The sequence below is a fragment of the Arthrobacter silvisoli genome, from assembly GCF_003369445.1.
GTDB classification, from domain to species: Bacteria; Actinomycetota; Actinomycetes; order Actinomycetales; family Micrococcaceae; genus Arthrobacter; species Arthrobacter silvisoli.
Map to the genome: position 1 here is coordinate 84,661 of NZ_QRCU01000014.1, position 14,372 is coordinate 99,032.

Annotated in this window: 13 protein-coding genes and 1 tRNA gene; 2 read left to right on the top strand and 12 right to left on the bottom strand. The window is 67.7% G+C overall.

The features are described from left to right. Positions 1 to 297 precede the first annotated feature (297 nt). Positions 298 to 371: transfer RNA gene (locus DWV11_RS02440), tRNA-Pro, on the bottom strand. A 222-nt stretch (positions 372 to 593) separates the two neighbouring features. Here DWV11_RS02440 and DWV11_RS02445 point away from each other — a divergent pair. After that, positions 594 to 1,373 (top strand): hypothetical protein, encoded by a 780-nt coding sequence (locus tag DWV11_RS02445; protein WP_115787311.1) that lies wholly within the window; start codon positions 594 to 596, stop codon positions 1,371 to 1,373. Between the two features lie 23 nt (positions 1,374 to 1,396). Here the strand turns inward: DWV11_RS02445 and DWV11_RS02450 are convergent, their stop codons facing one another. Together DWV11_RS02450 and DWV11_RS02455 are read right to left on the bottom strand one after the other, a co-directional pair. After that, positions 1,397 to 2,839, bottom strand: coding sequence for an HNH endonuclease signature motif containing protein (locus DWV11_RS02450; RefSeq protein WP_115787312.1), 1,443 nt, complete (start codon positions 2,837 to 2,839; stop codon positions 1,397 to 1,399). Between the two features lie 53 nt (positions 2,840 to 2,892). Beyond that, positions 2,893 to 3,489 (bottom strand): TetR/AcrR family transcriptional regulator, encoded by a 597-nt coding sequence (locus DWV11_RS02455; RefSeq protein ID WP_115787313.1) that lies wholly within the window; start codon positions 3,487 to 3,489, stop codon positions 2,893 to 2,895. 116 nt (positions 3,490 to 3,605) lie between these two features. Here DWV11_RS02455 and DWV11_RS02460 point away from each other — a divergent pair, with 116 nt between their 5' ends. Further along, positions 3,606 to 4,823 (top strand): YhgE/Pip domain-containing protein, encoded by a 1,218-nt coding sequence (locus DWV11_RS02460; RefSeq protein ID WP_115787314.1) that lies wholly within the window; start codon positions 3,606 to 3,608, stop codon positions 4,821 to 4,823. 73 nt (positions 4,824 to 4,896) lie between these two features. Here DWV11_RS02460 and der read toward each other — a convergent pair whose 3' ends face one another. The 9 genes from der to DWV11_RS02505 form a co-directional block, all read right to left on the bottom strand. Beyond that, entirely contained in the window at positions 4,897 to 6,447 is a 1,551-nt protein-coding gene (der, locus tag DWV11_RS02465) for a ribosome biogenesis GTPase Der (RefSeq protein ID WP_115787315.1), read from the bottom strand. Continuing rightward, positions 6,444 to 7,094 carry a lysophospholipid acyltransferase family protein gene (locus tag DWV11_RS02470; RefSeq protein WP_115787316.1) on the bottom strand — a complete coding sequence of 217 codons (651 nt, stop codon included), beginning with the start codon at positions 7,092 to 7,094 and terminating at the stop codon, positions 6,444 to 6,446. The genes der and DWV11_RS02470 overlap by 4 nt, the downstream gene beginning before the upstream one ends. Positions 7,095 to 7,146: 52 nt before the next feature. Beyond that, positions 7,147 to 7,860 (bottom strand): (d)CMP kinase, encoded by a 714-nt coding sequence (gene cmk / locus DWV11_RS02475; protein WP_115787317.1) that lies wholly within the window; start codon positions 7,858 to 7,860, stop codon positions 7,147 to 7,149. Continuing rightward, a complete protein-coding gene (locus tag DWV11_RS02480; protein ID WP_115787318.1) occupies positions 7,860 to 8,966 on the bottom strand; it encodes a prephenate dehydrogenase in 1,107 nt (368 codons plus the stop codon). Before DWV11_RS02480 ends, cmk begins: the two co-directional genes overlap by 1 nt. Before the next feature lie 3 nt (positions 8,967 to 8,969). After that, positions 8,970 to 10,169, bottom strand: a complete 1,200-nt coding sequence (locus DWV11_RS02485) for a pseudouridine synthase (RefSeq protein WP_115787319.1) — start codon at positions 10,167 to 10,169, stop codon at positions 8,970 to 8,972. 107 nt (positions 10,170 to 10,276) lie between these two features. Next, positions 10,277 to 10,942, bottom strand: a complete 666-nt coding sequence (gene scpB, locus DWV11_RS02490; RefSeq protein WP_115787320.1) for an SMC-Scp complex subunit ScpB — start codon at positions 10,940 to 10,942, stop codon at positions 10,277 to 10,279. Further along, positions 10,935 to 11,840: a segregation and condensation protein A gene (locus tag DWV11_RS02495; RefSeq protein WP_115787321.1), complete on the bottom strand. Its 906-nt coding sequence runs from the start codon at positions 11,838 to 11,840 to the stop codon at positions 10,935 to 10,937. The genes scpB and DWV11_RS02495 overlap by 8 nt, the downstream gene beginning before the upstream one ends. 6 nt (positions 11,841 to 11,846) lie before the next feature. Then, positions 11,847 to 12,746 carry a ParA family protein gene (locus DWV11_RS02500; RefSeq protein WP_115787322.1) on the bottom strand — a complete coding sequence of 300 codons (900 nt, stop codon included), beginning with the start codon at positions 12,744 to 12,746 and terminating at the stop codon, positions 11,847 to 11,849. Between the two features lie 217 nt (positions 12,747 to 12,963). Then, complete coding sequence (locus DWV11_RS02505) at positions 12,964 to 14,304, bottom strand: cation:dicarboxylate symporter family transporter (protein ID WP_115787323.1); 1,341 nt, start codon at positions 14,302 to 14,304, stop codon at positions 12,964 to 12,966. Between the last annotated feature and the right edge of the window lie 68 nt (positions 14,305 to 14,372).

The following is a 14,372-nucleotide window of genomic DNA, read 5'->3' on the forward strand; positions in this document are numbered from 1 at the left end:
CTGGAGCCGTTCTCTCCACGCCCCGAAAGAGGTGGGCGCCGATTCGGTACAAGCATCCTGACGAGTGGGTCCCAAATTCGCTAGAGGCTAAGGTCCTGCATTCAACTGTCGGGATGGTCCCGGATCAATAGAGCGGCTGCACGCCAAACCGGGCCCAACCGGCGCGAGCGACCGGCTACCGGAATGCAGCGGCGCTGGAGCGGCACGGAGGGGCCCATAACATGGGTTCTCGAAGACTGCCGCAGGATCTCACAACCAAAAAAGTCCCGGAAACCATCGGTTTCCGGGACTTTGCGGTCGGGCTGACAGGATTTGAACCTGCGACCCCTTGACCCCCAGTCAAGTGCGCTACCAAGCTGCGCTACAGCCCGCCATGCCTGCCCGTTATCGCTGTTCGCGGCCGTTCAAGCAACGCGTATCAGCCTATACGAAAGCGGCCCGGATGAGAAATCGGAAGCCCTCCGACACGCCGTGTCCTGGCCACCCGAAATCCGGCGCCGCGAACCGCACAGCTACCCCCGGTTCAAACGCCGTTCAGTCGGGATCGTTACGGTGCCGGAGCACTCCCAACGTCCCGACCGAAAGGCTCCCCCATGGACCGCCGCCGTTTCTTCACCACTGCTGCCGCCACCACGGCAGCAGCCTCGCTCCCCCTCCTCGCCGCCGGCGCCGCGCAAGCAAGCCCCGCAGCCGACACCGCCCAGGAGCAAAAGCTCACCCGCCTCATGCTCGACGCCCTCAGCCGCGAGCTCGATGATCCGGCGACGGCCGCCGTCGTCGGACCGCACCTCCAGGACATCGGACTCAACTGGCAGCCGCCGGTCACCGCTGTGGAGAACATCGACTACGTCGTGGCCTACGCCTTCGGCAACCGCGCCCCCGCCGGCGGCGGCGATCCCGCCACGGTCCTATACGAACCCGGCCCGGTCAACGAAGCCCTCGCCGACACCATCGCGGCGATCCGCAAGGAGAAGGACGTTCCCGTCTACGCCCAATGGGAGATCGCCCGCTTCCTCGGGAGCAAGTACGGCATGGACGGCGTGACATCGATCGAGCCCGTCATCGCCGCGGACGGCACCATCACCTACCTGAGCACCGACGGCGTCGCCGCCCAGGTGGTCGCCCTCCGCGGGACCTCGGGCACCGCCGGCGTGGTCGGCTTCCGCGACCATGTGAAGCGCTGCGTCCAGACCACCCGCGACCGCGGCATGACCGCCTTCGCTCCGGCCGGCGTCGAAATGCCCGGAGACTACGACGCCGAATCCGGCCAGCCGTGGACGCGTCGCCGCGATCTCTACCTGCTGCACGACATGTATGCGCAGTTCGCGGTCCTGCGACAGAAGGCGATCACGGCTGCGTACCCGAACGGCTGAGATTCAGCGGCGCATGGGGCACCTCAGAATGGCGGCGGCTTGCTGGCGGTGCCATCGGTGCTTGTCGCGGGCATGGGTGGGTGATCCGTGTGGCGTCGGCCGGTGGGGCTGGTCCACTCGAGGACCCCTGATCGGGCCTGCCGGAGCTTCCACCGGGAGTGATGCTTGAGCATGTGGTGGCGCCGGCAAAGTCCAGCGAGGTTGGCCGTTTCGGTGGTTCCGCCGAGTGCGGCGTCATGCGTGTGGTCGAGGTCCAGTTCGCGGGCCTTGACTCCGCAGCCAGGGAAACGACATCGGGTGTCGCGGGCTGTGAGCAACCGTTTGAGGTCCTCGCCAGGCCGGTACCTGTCCACGGCCAACACTGCGCCGGTAATGGGGTCGGTGAGGACACGGTTCCACGCGGTGGTTTGGCCGGCGAGGATGCGTGCGGTGGCAGGGTCGATGGGGTGGCGTCCGTCCAGCTCGGCCGGGACCTGGGCGGTGTTGCCCGCTCCCGGGCTGCCTGCGACTGCGTTGCCTCCGGCCGGGTCGGATTCGCCATCAATCAGGGTCAGCACCGGGACGGTGACATCCACCCGGGCCATAATGGCTGCGAGGAGCCCGTCCGCGGTGTCGTGCGCGGCCGGGACGCCGCGGAGCAGCAACTCTGACAGGAGATCGGCGCGGAGTTGGTCGGTCGTGCGTTGATCTGTGGTGCGCTGATCAGTAGTGCGTTGATCGGTGGTGCGCTGGCCAAGACGACCGGAAGCCTGGTTTGCGCTGGCGTCGGCGTGTGCTTCGGCCATTTGCGTAAGCCTGTCGTGAATGCCGTACGCAACGGCTGCGGGCAGGACCGCGGCGAGCTCAGCCATGCCGCCGGGCAGGGGTGTGACCCAGACTCGGCGTTCCTCGCAGGCGCGTTCGTGCCGGGTGGCCAAAAGCTCGGGATTGGGCTTTTCAGCCTCCCGGACAGCCAGACGCCGGACCCGGCTGGGAGCCTGCTGCTCGGCGCAGGCCACTACGACGGACTCGTACCGGGCCAAGGATTCGGGATCGTCCAGCATCGCCCCGGCCTCCTGGATTACCCGGGCGTGAGCCAGGCTGATCCGTCCGTGCGCGAGGGCTCCGAAAGTCACAGGGAACCGGTCCAGCAGCTCCACCGCCTGGCCCATCTGGCGCTGAATCGTGCGGTCGTTAGTACGGGTGGCAGTGGCGATATCGGCCGCCACCGCACGCTGCGCCAACTCCGCCGCGTCCCACCGCAGCGCGCCCGCGCCCGGTAACCCGCCGCCGTCGTTCATGTTCCGGTCGATCATCACCTCCGCCAGCCGCGACGCGAGGGCGAGGGTGTACTCGCGCAAAGCCTGCAGGCTTGCGATCGCCGATTCGAGAGACTGAAGCGTGGAGACCATTCGGTCCAGCATCTGCAGTGGGTCGAACGCCGCGGACTGCGGCGCCCTCTCGCTCAGACTGCTGGTGATCTCCATGAATCCATCAGATCACCAGGCACTGACATTATTAGCGCGCAAACAACCCAGCCTTACAACCCCGCCAACACTGCTGCCGCGGCTTCGCGGTACCGCTCTCGTGCGGCGTCGTCCAGGAACACGCTCTGCACCATGTAACCCTGGACCAGTCCGACGGCGGCGGGCGCCACACGAGCACCCTCCGCCAGCGCTTCCTTCTCCCCCAGCCCGCGGGACTGGCGGAACCAGGCCGCAAAGTACGCGGCGAAATGCCCGCTCACCTCGGCGATCAGGCTCCGGGCGGTCTCCTTCAGCTCAGCCGAATGAACCGCCTCGCCCCAGACCTGCACCGCAACGTCCGGAAAGAATCCGTCGCGCGGCATCTGGGCCAGGAATTCCGGGATGGCCACAGCCGGCGACGGCACCTCATCGAGCGCGAGGAAGCCGTCAAGCACCGCAATCTTCGCATTCAGCACCCTGCGACCCACGTCGACCGTGAGCTGTTCCTTGCTGCGGTAGTACAAGTACACCGCGCCCGCGGACAGACCAGCCTCCGCGATGATGTCCGCCATCGACGTCGATGCGAACCCCTTGCGCGCCACGCAGCTGAGCGCGGCGTCGAGAATCCGCTGCCGCTGCTTCTCGCGGTGCTCCTCACTGACCTTCGGCATGGCCCTCCTTCACCCGGGTCTCCCCGAAACCGATAAAAACGAATGATCGTTCTTGACAGTCTACCCACCTCGGGGAAAATAGAGAACGAACATTCCTTTTATTGAAGGAGCCCGTCATGGCTACCACCTCCGCCACCCCTCGCCCCCACACGAGTTGGGCACAAGCACTCCGCACCGCCGTCCTGGCCGCCGTTGCCGTGTGCATCATCCTGCTGGCTTTCTCCTGGCCGAGTGTGACGGCGAAACCTCAGCACCTGCCCGTCGCCGTCGTCGGCTCCGCCGAACAGGTGCAGCAGCTCACGGCCAAGGCACCGGAGGGCATGCTGGATGTCCGCACCGCCGGCAACCGGGACGAGGCAGTCGCCGCCATCAAGGACCGGGAGGTCTACGGCGCGGTGGTGCTGCCCGCAAGCCAAGGAGCGGCGGCACCCGAGATCCTGACGGCCAGCGCGGCGAGCCCCGCCGCCAGTGCGGCCCTGAACCAGTTGGGTATCGGGATCCAGCAGCAGATCGACAAGCAGGCCATCGCGGCTCTGACTGACGCGGTCACGCAGATGCAGGCAAAGATCGCCGCCGCGCAGCAAGCAGCTCAGCAAGGCCAGCAAGCCGCGCAGCAAGCAGCTCAGCAAGGCCAGCAAGCCGCGCAGCAGGCAGCCCAGCAAGCGCCAGCCCAGCAGGGCGGCGCCCAGAACCCGCAGCCGGCCAGCCAGACGCCCGCTAACCAACAGACACCGGCAGCTGTCCCCACGGTGGTGGTGAGCGACGTCGTGCCCCTCTCCTCCGATGACCCGCGCGGCACGGGCCTCGCCGTCGCCGGACTCCCGCTCGCGATGGGCGGCATGGTGGGCGGCATCCTGATCTCGCTGCTGGTCTCCGGAGCGTGGCGGCGGCTGGGCGCGGCGGTCGCCTACGGCGTGACGGGCGGCCTGGGATTGGTGGGCATCCTGCAGGCCTGGTTCCACATCCTGCAGGGAGACTTCTGGGCCAATAGCGCCGCCGTCGGGCTCGGCATCGCCGCGACGGCCGCGATCATCACGGGCCTCTCCGCGCTGATCGGCCGGGCCGGTATCGCCGTGGGCGCCGTGATCACGATGTTCATCGGCAACCCGCTTTCCGCACTCACCCAGCCCAGGGAATTCCTCCCCGCGCCGTGGGGCGACGTGGGCCAGTGGTTCGTGCCCGGCGCCTCCGGCACGCTCCTGCGGAACCTGTCCTACTTCCCCGATGCCGCGACGATCTTCCCCTGGCTGATCCTCGGTGGTTGGGCGGTGGCCGGCGTGCTGCTTATCGTCACCGGGCACTTCCGCGACCAGGCGGCAGTCGCCGAGGCATAAGTGCGTAAAAGCACCCAAACAAAACGGCGCGCCTCCCAGCAAAGGGAGGCGCGCCGTCGTGCGCTGTGAGAAGTTACTTCTTCCGCCCGCGCTTCTCGCGCACGCGCATGCTGACCTCGATGGGCGTGCCTTCGAAGCCGAAGGTCTCGCGCAGGCGGCGGGTGATGAAGCGGCGGTAGCCGGGGTCCAGGAAGCCGGTGGTGAACAGCACGAACTTCGGCGGGCGGCTGGAGGCCTGGGTGCCGAACAGGATGCGCGGCTGCTTTCCGCCACGGACCGGGTGCGGGTGCGCGGCCACGAGCTCGCCCAGGAAGGCGTTCAGGCGGCCGGTGGGGATGCGCTTGTCCCAGCTCTCCAGGGCCTTGTCCAGCGCCGGCACCAGGCGGTCCTTGTGCCAGCCGGTCTTGGCGGAGATGTTGACGCGCGGCGCCCACTCCACGTGCGCCAGGTCCTGCTCGATCTCGCGCTCCAGGTAGCGGCGGCGCTCGTCGTCCAGCAGGTCCCACTTGTTGAACGCCAGCACCAGCGCGCGGCCGGACTCGATGGCCAGCTGCAGGATGCGGACGTCCTGCTCGCTGAGCACTTCGTCCACGGCGAGGAGCACGACGGCGACCTCCGCCTTCTCGAGCGCGGCCTGCGTACGCAGCGAGGCGTAGAAGTCCGCCCCCTGCGCCATGTGCTGGCGGCGGCGGATGCCGGCGGTGTCCACGAAGCGCCACGTGCGGCCGCCGAGTTCGATGAATTCGTCCACGGGGTCGCGGGTGGTGCCTGCGAGGTTGTCGACGACGACGCGTTCGGTGCCGGCGAGCTTGTTCAGCAGGGAGGACTTGCCCACGTTCGGGCGGCCGATCAGCGCGATGCGGCGGGGTCCGCCCGTGCGGTCAACACCCTCTACCTGGGAGAACTCCGGAAGGGTCTCGATGACCTTGTCCAGGAGGTCGGCCACGCCGCGGCCGTGCAGTGCGGACACCGGGTACGGTTCGCCGAAGCCCAGGCCCCACAGGGCGGCTGAGTCGGCTTCCTGTGCGAAGTCGTCCACCTTGTTCGCCACCAGGATGACCGGTTTCTTGGACTTGCGCAGCATCTTCATGACGCCTTCGTCCGTGGCGGTAGCGCCGACGGCGGAGTCCACCACGAAGAGCACGGCGTCGGCCAGTTCCACTGCCATTTCGGCCTGCTCGGCCACCCGGGCGTGGATGCCCTTGGCATCGTGCTCCCAGCCGCCGGTGTCCACCAGGGTGAAGTTCTTGCCGTTCCAGCGTGCCGAGTACATGACGCGGTCGCGGGTGACGCCGGGAACGTCCTCGACGACGGCCTCGCGGCGGCCGAGGATGCGGTTCACCAGGGTGGACTTGCCGACGTTCGGGCGGCCGATGATCGCCAGGACCGGGTCCAGCTGGAGCGGGCCTTCCTCGCCTTCGTCGCCGTAAAGGCCGTCAAGGAGGGCGGCGTCGTCCTCGTCGAGGTCGTAGTCTTCCAGGCCGGCCCGGAGGGAGGCGGCGCGGAGCTCGGCCTCCTCGTCGTCCAGGGCTGCGAGGTTTTCAGCCACCTGGTCGGTGCCGGTGGGCGTGTATTCGTCGTCGCCGGCTCCGTGGAGGCCGGATTTTTGAGTCGTATCGCTCATTGCACTTTCCTTAGTGGTGGTATGTGGGGCAATGCCTGTCCTGTCTGTGCCACGCTGTCCCGGACATGTCCGGCCAGCGCGGCCTGGATCTCGGCGGCCGCCCTGTCCATTGAAACACGCCCGGACTCGCCGGCCCGGCGGCTCACGCACAGCGGAGCACCGAAGCTGACGGACAGGCGGCGGCGCAGCGGCGGGATCGAATCGAGGTGTTCCACGCCCCTGCGGGTACCCAGGATCGCCACCGGAACCACTGTGGCCCCGGTGGCCAGCGCCAGCCACGCGACACCGCTGGCGATGCTTTCCGCGGAGCCGCTCCCCCGGGTTCCTTCCGGCAGGATCCCGACGCAACGGCCGGCGTCGAGCAGTCCCTTGCCCGCCTGCAGGGCGGCGCGGTCGCCGCTTCGGTCCACCGGGATCTGCCCGGAGGCGCGCAGCACGCGCCCCAGGAACCCGGTGAACATCTCCTTCTTGACCAGGATGTGCATGGGCCGCGGAGCCGCGCCGAACATCACCGGCCCGTCCAGGTAGCTGATGTGGTTTCCAGCGAAGATCACGGGCCCGGCCTTGGGGACGTTGGAGCGCCCGCGCACGCTGGTCTTGTACAGCGCGTGGTCCAGCAGGAAACCCACTGGCCGGCTCCACAGCATGGTCCAGCCTGCGGGAAGACCCGTCGGGACGCGCTGCGCCGCTGGAGCGCGGTCAGTCACCGTAGATGACCTTGGCCACGATCTCCAGCGCCGTATCTACCGTCTGCTCAAAGTCCAGGTCTGAGGAGTCCAGGGTGACCACGCCGTCGGCGGCGCGGGTGAAGTTCACCACGGTGGAGTCCTTCGCATCCCGCTGGATCACCTGGGCGGCGAGCTCTTCCTCGCTCTGCGTGCCGCCCAGCTGGATGCCGCGGCGGCGGAGCCGGGCTTCCTCGCTGGCGGTCAGCAGCATGCGGATTTCGGCGTTGGGCGCGACGACGGTGGTGATGTCCCGGCCTTCGACCACCATGCGGTGGTGGTGCTGGTCAATCAGCTCCCGCTGGCGGCGGATCAGTTCGTTGCGGGCACCCATGGTGGTGGCAATGGCACTCACCGAGGAGGAAATCCGCGGTTCGCGGATGTCCTCGGTGACGTCGACGCCGCCCACCGCCACGTACTCGTGACTGGGGCTGGTGCTGATTTCCAAGGGCAGGTCCTCCGCGGCCTGCTCGACGACGGCGCCGTCGTTCAGGTCCACGCCCGTCTTCAGGCAGTACCACGTGAGCGCCCTGTACATCGCACCGGTATCCAGGTACGCGAGCTTGAGGCGGCGCGCCACCTCCCTGCTCACGCTGGACTTGCCGGAGCCGGAGGGCCCGTCGATGGCGACCACCAGCGGCTTGCCGGGGCGGACGACGGTTTCGGGGCCAAAGAGTTCACGTGTCATTACTGCAGTACCCGCCATCCACGGTCGCTGAGGGCTTCAATAAGGAGGTCATGCTTGCTCGGCAACACCGACAGTTCCACCATGCCGACGTTCTGCCCGGACGAGTGGTCCAGCCGGAGGTCTTCGACATTGACGCCGATTTCGCCGATTTCGGTCAGCAGCTGCGCGATCTGGCCCGGCCTGTCGTCCACCAGGACGGTCAGCCAGGAGTAAGCCTGCGGCGGACCGCCGTGCTTGCCCGGGATGCGGGCCTGCCCGGCGTTGCCTTCGCTGATCAGCTGGGCCAGGTCCAGGCGCGCGCCCGGAGCCAGCGGATCCTCGAGCGTGCCGATCAGCCGGTTCAGGTCCTCGCGGACACCGTAGAGGATCTCCACGATCTTGCCGGCGTTGCTGCCCAGGATCTGCACCCAGAGGGTGGGGTCGCTGGCGGCGATGCGGGTGGTGTCGCGCAGGCCGTTGCCGGCCAGGGACAGGGCGTGCAGCGGAGTCCCCTGCAGCCGGCTGGCAAGCAGCGATGACATCACCTGCGGCAGGTGCGAGACCAGTGCCACGGCTTCATCGTGTTCCTCGGCGCCGAACTGGGTAACGATCGCGCCCAGGTCCCCGGCGAGGGAGCGAGCCACCTGCAGGGCGTCGCCGCTGCTTTCCTCGGACGGGCACAGCACCCACGGCATGGAGGTGAACAGCTCGCCGCGGGCGGCGACCGGCCCGGACTTTTCGCGCCCGGCCATCGGATGCGTGCCCACGTAGCGGGACATGTCCACGCCGCGGCCGCGAAGCTCCGCCTGGATGCCGGCCTTCACGCTGGCGATGTCGACCACCACGGCGCCGGGGTACTCACCCAGGGCGTGTTCGACGACGTCGGCCGTCACATCCGGCGGTGCGGCCACCACCACGAGCTGGGGGTCGCCGTCGAGCTCCTTCAGGGGCCGGCCGGCCCCGATGTCCACGGCGACGGCCTGGTTGGTGGGCGACGGGTCGGACAAGAAAACCGGCACGCCGCGGCCGCGCAGGCCCAAGCCGATGCTTGCACCGAGCAGCCCGGTGCCGAAGATGACCACCGGCCCGTCCAGGTGCCCGCGGCCGTGCGTGTGGAATGCCGACATGTCTTAGAGCCCCACCGAGGCGAGGAGATGGCCGATTTCCTGCTTGCCGAGGTTGCGGATGCTGCCCTGGCGCTGGTCGCCCAGGCCGATGGGGCCGACCTTGACGCGGACCAGGCGCTGCACGGGGAAGCCGACGGCGTCGAACATGCGACGGACGATGCGGTTCTTGCCGGAGTGCAGCACGACTTCGATCAGCACGTAGCCGGGGGTGGAGTCCACCAGGCGGAAGGAATCGACGGCGGCGATGCCGTCCTCGAGTTCCACACCGGCCTTCAACTTGGCGCCGATGCCATGCGGGAACGGCGCGCGCACCTGCACCAGGTAGGTCTTGGGGACCTCGTAGGACGGGTGGGTCAGGCGGTTGGCCAGTTCGCCGTCGTTGGTCAGCAGCAGCAGGCCTTCGGTGGCGACGTCAAGGCGTCCCACGTGGAAAAGCCGTTCGCCATGGGTCTTGCTGCTCTTGAGGAAGTCGCTGATGCAGGGACGGCCTTCCGGGTCTTCCATGGTGGAAACAACACCCTTGGGCTTGTTGAAGACCATGTACAGCAGGTTTTCGTCCAGCTGGATGCGGATGCCGTCCACGTGGATCACGGCGGACTTGGGGTCCACGCGCATGCCGAGCTCGGTGGTGACCTGGCCGTTGACCTCGACGCGGCCTTCGAGGATCAGTTCCTCGCATACGCGGCGCGACGCCACGCCGGCCTGGGCCATGACCTTCTGCAGGCGCACACCGTCGGCGTCGTGCTGCTCGGACTGCGGAACGTTGCCCTTGGGGCCGCGCGGCTTGCGGACGGGGCCCAGGTTCTGGCCGAAGCGTTCGCTGCCGAAGGCGCGGGCGCCGGCCTGCTTTGCGGGTTTCTTCTTGGGCTTCAAGGCACCGGGCGTGCCGGGGGCCTTGCCGTAGCCGGGCTTGTTGGAGCCGGGCTTACGGGGTGCTTTGGCGCCGGACGCGCCGGCGGCAGCACCGGAGGCCTTGCGCTTGCCGAAATCGGCGGCCGTGGTGGGGTTGTCCGGGTCGAACGGGCGGTCCTCGCGGGGACGGGGCGGCCTGGACGGGCCGCCCTGGAAGCTGCGCTTGCCGGCTCCCGCCTGGCTGCCGCCGAAGCCTGCGCCGCCGCGGCCTGCGTTGCCCCGGCTGCTGCCGAAACCGCTGGTGCGTCCCGAACCGTTACGTGGTGAACCCTGGCGTCCCGCCTGTGTCATGACCCGTCCTTTTGTTATGGGCCGGCTTTTCTGGTGCCGGCCGGGCAGATTGGCTCTGCCCACTGTGTTTAATTCTGCCTTGCGTGTGTTTGGTCCCGCCAGCGCACTTACATGCGCTCGGCATCGAAGAATTCCTCGATGCCTTCGAGTCCCGGGAGGTGCGGCGAGATGGGCGGCAGCTCCTCGAGGGAGGCGATGCCCATCCGTTCCAGGAAATAGGAGGTGCTCCTGTAAAGGAGCGCCCCGGATTCGGGATCCGTGCCGGCTTCCTCGACCAGGCCGCGCTGGACCAAAGTCCGCACCACCGAGTCGACGTTTACGCCGCGGATGGCCGATACCCTCGCCCGGGAGACCGGCTGCCGGTACGCGATGACCGCCATGGTTTCCAATGCCGCCTGGGTCAGCCGCGCTGTCTGCCCGTCAAGGACGAACTTCCCCACGACGTCGGAGAATTCGGGCCGTGAGTAGATCCGCCACCCGCCGGCAACGTTCCGCAACTCAAAACCCCGGGGTGCTCTGCTGGCGCCTGCATCAGCAGGTGAACCGTCAGCATCCGTGCCCGGGGCCTTAACAGTATAGCCGTTATACTCCTGCTGCAGTTCCGCCAGCAGTTCCTCGACGACGGCGACCGTCAGTCCCAGCCCCGCGGCCAGTTCCTCGGAACTGGCCGGCTGGTCGATCACCATCAGCACGGCCTCCAGCGCCGCACGCGCCCCGCCCGGGCGTTCGCCCAGGGCGGCGAGGCCCGCGACGGCATCCTCGTAGTCACTCATGGTGTTCCTCCGGGTGCTCCTCGGGCTGGGTTTCCGGCACTTCTGCTGTTTCGTACTCTTCGCTCAGGTTCCCGCTGCTCCAACCCTCCGGCCGGCCGGTCCAGCGGACCGTCAGCTCGGACAGCGGCGCGGGCTGCTCGAAGGCGACCACGCGGTCCCGGAACATCTCCAGCAAAGCCAGGAAGCGCACCACCACCACGAGGGTGGACTCGGCGTCGGCCACCAGCACCCGGAAGGACAAGGGCCGTCCGTGCTGCAGGCGGAAACCGAGGATCTCGGCCTGTTCCTTGACACTGACGGGTGCCCCGTGGAGGTGGTCGACGCCGACTTCCGGGGGCGTGGTGTCCTTCGGTTCCAGCGCCTTGGCGGCGATGCCGGCGAACTGCTCCGGGCTGTGCCGCCAGATGAGTTCGGGCAGCAGTGCCGCGAAATGCGGCTCCAGGGCCACCTGCCGGGGAAAGCGCCGGGCTTCGTTCTCCAGGGTCTCGCCCAGGTGGGCGGCAAGCTGCTTGAAGGCCTTGTACTGCAGCAGCCGGGCGAAGAGCAGGTCCCGGGCCTCGAGCAGCGCGACGTCCTCTTCGTCCTCGACCTCGCCGGCGGGCAGCAGGCGCGCGGCTTTCAGGTCCAGGAGGGTTGCCGCGATCACCAGGAACTCGCTGGCTTCGTCCAGGGCCCAGCCTTCGCCGAGTTCCTGCAAGCGGCGGATGTATTTGATGAACTCGTCGGTGACGGTGGCCAAGGCCAGTTCGGTGACGTCCAGCTTGTGCTTGGCAATCAGGCCGAGCAGCAGGTCGAATGGCCCGGTGAAGTTAGCCAGCCGGACCTCGAAGCCGCCCTTGCGCGCGCTGGTGCTTTCGGCGTCGGGCACGTTCTCCGCCAGCGTGAGCGGCTCTGCCATGGTGTCTTAGGGCGCGCCGCCGCGCAGGATCAGTTCCCTGGCCAGGCTGCGGTAGGCGTCGGCGCCGGTGTGGTTGCCCGCGTAGCTGGTGATGGGTTCCGCGGCAACGGTGGCATCGGCGAACTTGATGGAGCGCTTGATGACTGTTTCGAAGACCTTGTCCCCGAAGGCTTCCACGAGGCGGGCGATGACTTCGCGGCTGTGCAGGGTGCGGGCGTCGAACATCGTGGCCAGCACGCCGTCCACCTGCAGGCGCGGGTTGAGGCGGTCCTGGACCTTTTCGATGGTTTCCACCAGCAGCGCCACGGCGCGCAGGGCGAAGAATTCACAGATCAGCGGGATGATCACGCCGTGTGCCGCGGTCAGCGCATTGACGGTCAGCAGGCCGAGGGAGGGCTGGCAGTCGATGAGGACGACGTCGTAGTCGTCTTCGATGCTCTTCAGCGCGCGGTCGAGCACCTGCTCGCGGGCTACCTCGTTGACCAACTGGACTTCAGCGGCGGACAGGTCGATGTTGGCGGGCAGCAGGTCCACGCCGTCGACGCCGGTCTGCTGGATGGCGTCCCGGATGTCCACCTTGCGGTCCATCAGGACGTTGTAGACGGTGAGGTCGAGCTCGTGCGGGTTCGCCCCGAGGCCGGCGGACAGGGCACCCTGGGGGTCAAAGTCGACCAGCAGCACACGGCGCCCGTATTCGGCGAGCGCGGCTGCAAGGTTGATCGTGGACGTGGTCTTGCCGACGCCGCCCTTCTGGTTGACCATCGCGATGACCCGGGCCGGGCCATGGGCGTCCAGGGGCGCGGGCTCCGGGAACTCGCGGTACGGACGGCCGGTGGGTCCCATGACGGCATCGTCCAGATCGAAATCCGTGCCTTCCAGCGTAGTTGTGCCCAGTTCGCTGCTCACGTCTTTATCCACTCTCTCCACGACGGTCAATGACTGCTCCCAAGCAAGGTTACCGTCCCCGACACGGCATTCAACGGACCTTGACATTGCCCGCAATTTGAGCCTTTACCTTCTGGTTGAGGTCGAAGGTTGAGGTCAGGGAGGGAGGTTTCCGGCAGACGGCGAAGGCAGGCTCCCCCATTCGGGGAGCCTGCCTTTTCACTGTCGGAGTCTGGGACTAGGCCGGAACGGCTTCCTTCGCCGCCGTTTCGTTCACGGTGGTCTCAGCGTGGTGGCTGATCATCGTGGACTCGTCGAAGGGAACGGCGCCGGAGAGGACACTGCTGACCTGCTGCCGGTCGATCTCCTTGACCCAGGTGCCGATCAGCACCGTGGCCACGGCGTTGCCGGTGAAGTTGGTCAGGGCGCGGGCCTCGGACATGAAGCGGTCGATGCCCACGATCATGCCGACGCCGCCGAGCAGTTCCGGCTTGTGGGCCTGCAGGCCTGCGGCCAAGGTGGCCAGGCCGGCACCCGTGACACCGGCCGCACCCTTGGAGGCGATGATCATGAAGATCAGCAGGGAGACCTGGGCGCCGAGGTCCAGCGGGGTGCCCATGGCGTTGGCCACGAACAGGGAGGCCATGGTCAGGTAGATCGCGGTGCCGTCCAGGTTGAAGGAGTAGCCGGTGGGCACCGTGACACCGACGACCGGCTTGGAAACACCCAGGTGCTCCATCTTGGCGATGAGCCGCGGCAGGGCTGCCTCGGAAGAAGAGGTGGAGAAGATGAGCAGGTATTCGCGGGCCAGGTACTTCATGAGCTGGAAGATGCTGACGCCGGCCACGATGCGCAGGAGGCCGCCGAGGATCACCACGATGAATACTGCGCAGGTGATGTAGAACGCGGCCATGAGGGTGAACATGCTCAGGATCGCCTGGGCACCCGTGGCACCGACGACGGCGGCAATCGCACCGAACGCGCCGACCGGGGCCAGCCACATGATCATGATGAGGATGCGGAACACGAGGGCCTGGCCGTGCTGGACGGCCTTGAGGATCGGAGCGCCCTGGGCACCCATCTTCTGCAGCGCGAAACCGACAAGGACCGCGGCGAGCAGGGTGGGCAGCACCGGGATGTCACCGGGGATGATGCCCAGCAGGAAGTCCACGGTGCTGTCCGTGGCGGCCTTCTTGGTGGGGTCGTACGGCGTGAGCTTGAGGCCTTCGCCCGGGTGGATCAGGTTGCCGACCACCAGGCCGATGGCGAGCGCGAAGGTGGACATGATGACGAAGTAGCCCAGCGCGAGCCCGCCGACCTTGCCGACGGTGGCGGCCTTGGCGATCGAGCCGATGCCCAGCACGATGGTGCAGAAGATGACCGGGGCGATCATCATCTTGATGAGCTTGATGAAGCCGTCGCCCAGCGGCTTCAGTGACTTGCCGACCTCCGGGAACAGCAGGCCGACCACAGCGCCGAGGACGACGGCGGCGATGACGGCGATGTACAGGTAGTGCGATTTGTCCAGGCCTTTGCGCCCGGCCTTACCGTTGGCAATCTCTCCTCGTTGAGAGGTCATGGCATGCTCCTTTGGATACTCTGGAGGCGCTGCGGCATCTGCACTGCTTTCCTGCGCCGGGGGGTGTG

Excerpts from the sequence above, each read along its gene's own strand:
- DWV11_RS02445 (WP_115787311.1), top strand. The coding sequence starts at position 594 with ATGGACCGCCGCCGTTTCTTCACCACTGCTGCCGCCACCACGGCAGCA.
- DWV11_RS02450 (WP_115787312.1), bottom strand. The coding sequence starts at position 2,839 with ATGGAGATCACCAGCAGTCTGAGCGAGAGGGCGCCGCAGTCCGCGGCG.
- DWV11_RS02455 (WP_115787313.1), bottom strand. The coding sequence starts at position 3,489 with ATGCCGAAGGTCAGTGAGGAGCACCGCGAGAAGCAGCGGCAGCGGATT.
- DWV11_RS02460 (WP_115787314.1), top strand. The coding sequence starts at position 3,606 with ATGGCTACCACCTCCGCCACCCCTCGCCCCCACACGAGTTGGGCACAA.
- der (WP_115787315.1), bottom strand. The coding sequence starts at position 6,447 with ATGAGCGATACGACTCAAAAATCCGGCCTCCACGGAGCCGGCGACGAC.
- DWV11_RS02470 (WP_115787316.1), bottom strand. The coding sequence starts at position 7,094 with ATGCTGTGGAGCCGGCCAGTGGGTTTCCTGCTGGACCACGCGCTGTAC.
- cmk (WP_115787317.1), bottom strand. The coding sequence starts at position 7,860 with ATGACACGTGAACTCTTTGGCCCCGAAACCGTCGTCCGCCCCGGCAAG.
- DWV11_RS02480 (WP_115787318.1), bottom strand. The coding sequence starts at position 8,966 with ATGTCGGCATTCCACACGCACGGCCGCGGGCACCTGGACGGGCCGGTG.
- DWV11_RS02485 (WP_115787319.1), bottom strand. The coding sequence starts at position 10,169 with ATGACACAGGCGGGACGCCAGGGTTCACCACGTAACGGTTCGGGACGC.
- scpB (WP_115787320.1), bottom strand. The coding sequence starts at position 10,942 with ATGAGTGACTACGAGGATGCCGTCGCGGGCCTCGCCGCCCTGGGCGAA.
- DWV11_RS02495 (WP_115787321.1), bottom strand. The coding sequence starts at position 11,840 with ATGGCAGAGCCGCTCACGCTGGCGGAGAACGTGCCCGACGCCGAAAGC.
- DWV11_RS02505 (WP_115787323.1), bottom strand. The coding sequence starts at position 14,304 with ATGACCTCTCAACGAGGAGAGATTGCCAACGGTAAGGCCGGGCGCAAA.